A 3,043-nucleotide genomic window follows, 5' to 3' on the forward strand; every position below is an offset into this window, starting at 1 on the left:
GCCTCGCCCCGCGGGACACGCCCTAGCCGGGCGCCCCGGGAACGCCCGCCCGGATGTGCCGACGCGGCGGACGTGGTAGCCCGGAGTCATGGGCGCTGGCACCGACAGGGCAGGCGGGGGCGGAACGGTCACGGATCCGGGCGGACCCCCGACGGTCGGGGTCGAGGAGGAGTACCTGCTGCTCGACCCCGAGAGCGGGCTGCCGCTGCCGCGGGTCGACGAGGTGCGGCGGATCGCCGGACTGCACCCCGCGGTGCACCACGACGAACTGCAGAACGAGCTGCTGCAGGCCCAGGTGGAGGTGGCAACCCCGGTCTGCCGGGGCCTGGGCGAGGTCGGCGGCCACCTGCTCCGGCTGCGGCACGCGCTGGCGACGGCGGCGGAGTCGGCGGGCTGCCGGCTGGCGGCCTGCGGCACCGCCCCGTACGCGCCCGACGCTCCGCCGGCGATCGTGGACTCCCCGCGCTACCACTCGATCCGGAGCATCGTCACGCGGCTGGCCGACGAGGCGATGATCAACGGCATGCACGTGCACGTGGCCGTGCCCGACCCGGAGACCGGGGTCGCGGTGCTCAACCGGCTGCGGCCCTGGCTGCCGGTGCTGACCGCGCTCTCGGCCAACTCACCGCTCTGGTACGGCACCGACACCGGCTACGCGAGCTGGCGGACGGTGGTCTTCGGCCGCTGGCCGATCAGCGGCATCCCGCCGTACTTCGCCGACGCGCAGGACTACGAGCGCCGGATCGACCACCTGCTGGAGGCCCGGATGATCCGCGACCGCGGCCAGCTGTACTGGCAGGCCCGGCTGTCCGCCAAGTTCCCGACCGTGGAGCTGCGGTCGATGGACGTCCAGCTGCGCGCCGACGAGGCGGTGATGCTGGCCGGGCTGGTCCGGGCCCTGGTCGTCACGGTGAAGCGGGACGCCGCCGAAGGGGTCCCGCCGGACGGCCGGACGCCGGAGAGCCTGGAGGGCGCGGCCTGGCACGCCGCCCGGTACGGCATGGACGGCACGCTGCACGACCCGGCGACCGGGTTGTCCCGGCCGGCCGGCGAGGTCGTCGCGGGCATGATGGAACTCCTCGCCCCGGCCCTTGAGGAGCTCGGCGACACCCGCGCGGTGGCCCCGCTGGTCGGCCGCCTGCTGCGGGAGGGCAACGGCGCCGAACGCCAGCGCCGCCACCTCGTCGAGCACGGCAGGACGGGGCTGATCAACATGATCGCGGCCGAGAGCGCCGCCAGCTGAGCCCCGGCCCGGGCGGCCGCTGCTACGCCGTGGGGGCGGGGTGGATCGGGACGACCGCCTCCTCGGTGTGCACGAGGAAGGTCAGCGACTCCTGGAAGTACAGCTCCACGGTGTCGGTGTCGTGGGCGAGGTAGCCGATGGACAGGTCCTGGCCGAGCTGGAGGGTGAAGTCGCCGCCGCGGGTGGAGATCAGGAAGGCGCCGTCGATGGCGGGGGCCCAGATGATCTCGCCGTCGAGGAGGCGGCGCAGGTGCTCGTGGATCGGGTATCCGTGGTCGGAGGTCTCGCTGACGGCGGTGAAGGCGTCCGCGCTGAGGGCGAGGGTGTAGGCGCCGCCGACACCGGCCAGCCGGAGTTCGCCGATCGCCCGGCTGATCACGTTCGGGTAGTCGCGCGGGTCCGCGGGCAGCGTCAGCGCCTCGTTCGCGGAGGAGGCCCGCAGGCCGGCGATGCCGGCGGCCGGGTAGCCCTCGAAGACGGCGCGGTCCTCGGCGAAGGCGATCCGCCGGGCGGCCTCCTTCACCGGCGCCCAGTCCGCGTCCTGGGCGCCCCGGGCGACGTCGTCCACCTGCGACCGGTCGACGGTGAACGGCACCCGAAGCTCGACCAGCGGCTGCGCCTGCCGCAGCCGGCCCCGCACCCCCGGGTCCGGTGAGCGGATCTCGTCCAGGCGGCCGGTGTTGACCGCGGCGAGTTCCGTGCCGCCGGCCTCGGGCACGTCCACGATGCGGCGGGCGGCCACGTGCCGGGTGAAGGTGCGCCGGGCCTCCTGCTCCAGGTCGGCCCAGGCCGCGGCCGAGACGGGCGCGAGTTCGCGGTGCAGGTTGTCCATGGTCGGGTCTCCTGTCGCCTGCGGCGGTGCCGGCAGCACTGCTCCGGCGCCGGCCGTGCGGTCGGTGCTGTCAGCTGCTCCTGAGGTCGCCGATGCCGAGCGACCCCGCCTCGCCGGTACCGGCGTCCTCCTCGGCCCCGAGGTCCTCCAGCAGGTCGGCGGAGGGCACGAAGAACAGCGTGCCGGTGACGGCCGTGGAGAAGTCGAGGATGCGGTCGTGGCTCACCGGCCCGTCGCCGAGGAACATGTGGCGCAGCATCTCCTCGGTGACCTCCGGCGTCCGCGCGTACCCGATGAAGTACGTGCCGAACTCGCCGCTGCCGGGACTGCCGAACGGCATGTTGTCGCGCAGGATCTGCCGCTCGCGGCCGTCCGGGCCGGTGATCGTGTTCAGCTCGACGTGCGAGCCGGGGGAGTCGATCTCGACGTTGGTGAGCTTGCGGCGGCCGACGATCCGCTCCTGCTGCTCGACCGGCAGCCGGTTCCAGGCGTCGAGGTCGTGCAGGTACTTCTGCACGATCACGTAGGCGCCGCCGGCGAAGTCCGGGTCCTCCGCGCCGATCAGCACGGCCTCGGCGGCCGCCCGGCCAGCGGGGTTCTCGGTGCCGTCGACGAAGCCGAGCAGGTCGCGCTGGTCGAGGTACGTGAAGCCGGTGACCTCGTCGGCCACCGCGACCGCGCCGCGCAGCCTGGACATGATCTCCGAGCCGAGCGAGAAGCAGAGGTCCTGCCGGGCGGCCCGGATGTGCAGGAGCAGGTCGCCCGGGGTGGCCGGGGCCCGGTGCCGGGCGCCCTGCAACTCCCGGAAGGGGTGCAGTCCGGCCGGGCGGGGGCCGTCCACGAGCCGGTCCCAGCAGGCCGAGCCGATCCCGGCGACGACGCTGAGCCGCCCGTCGGGGTGCCCGAAGCCCACGCTGCGCTGCAGGCCGGCGAGGTCGGCCAGCAGCTCGCGCACCACCGGCTCGCCG

General features: G+C 74.6%; 3 protein-coding genes. 1 reads left to right on the plus strand and 2 read right to left on the minus strand.

Going from position 1 to position 3,043, the window contains the following annotated elements; all coding sequences use genetic code 11:
* Positions 1-88 precede the first annotated feature (88 nt).
* Positions 89-1,243: a glutamate--cysteine ligase gene (locus ABZ641_RS31070; RefSeq protein ID WP_359987186.1), complete on the plus strand. Its 1,155-nt coding sequence runs from the start codon at positions 89-91 to the stop codon at positions 1,241-1,243.
* Between the two features lie 22 nt (positions 1,244-1,265).
* On the opposite strand, the gene ABZ641_RS31075 is transcribed toward ABZ641_RS31070, so the two are convergent.
* Together ABZ641_RS31075 and ABZ641_RS31080 are read right to left on the minus strand one after the other, a co-directional pair.
* Positions 1,266-2,075, minus strand: a complete 810-nt coding sequence (locus ABZ641_RS31075; RefSeq protein ID WP_359987189.1) for a family 1 encapsulin nanocompartment shell protein — start codon at positions 2,073-2,075, stop codon at positions 1,266-1,268.
* Positions 2,076-2,145: 70 nt separating this feature from the next.
* Positions 2,146-3,043: Dyp-type peroxidase (locus tag ABZ641_RS31080; protein ID WP_359987192.1), on the minus strand; the 898-nt coding region annotated here is incomplete at its 5' end.

Source organism: Kitasatospora sp. NPDC007106 (assembly GCF_040634455.1).
Taxonomy (GTDB): domain Bacteria; phylum Actinomycetota; class Actinomycetes; order Streptomycetales; family Streptomycetaceae; genus Kitasatospora; species Kitasatospora arboriphila.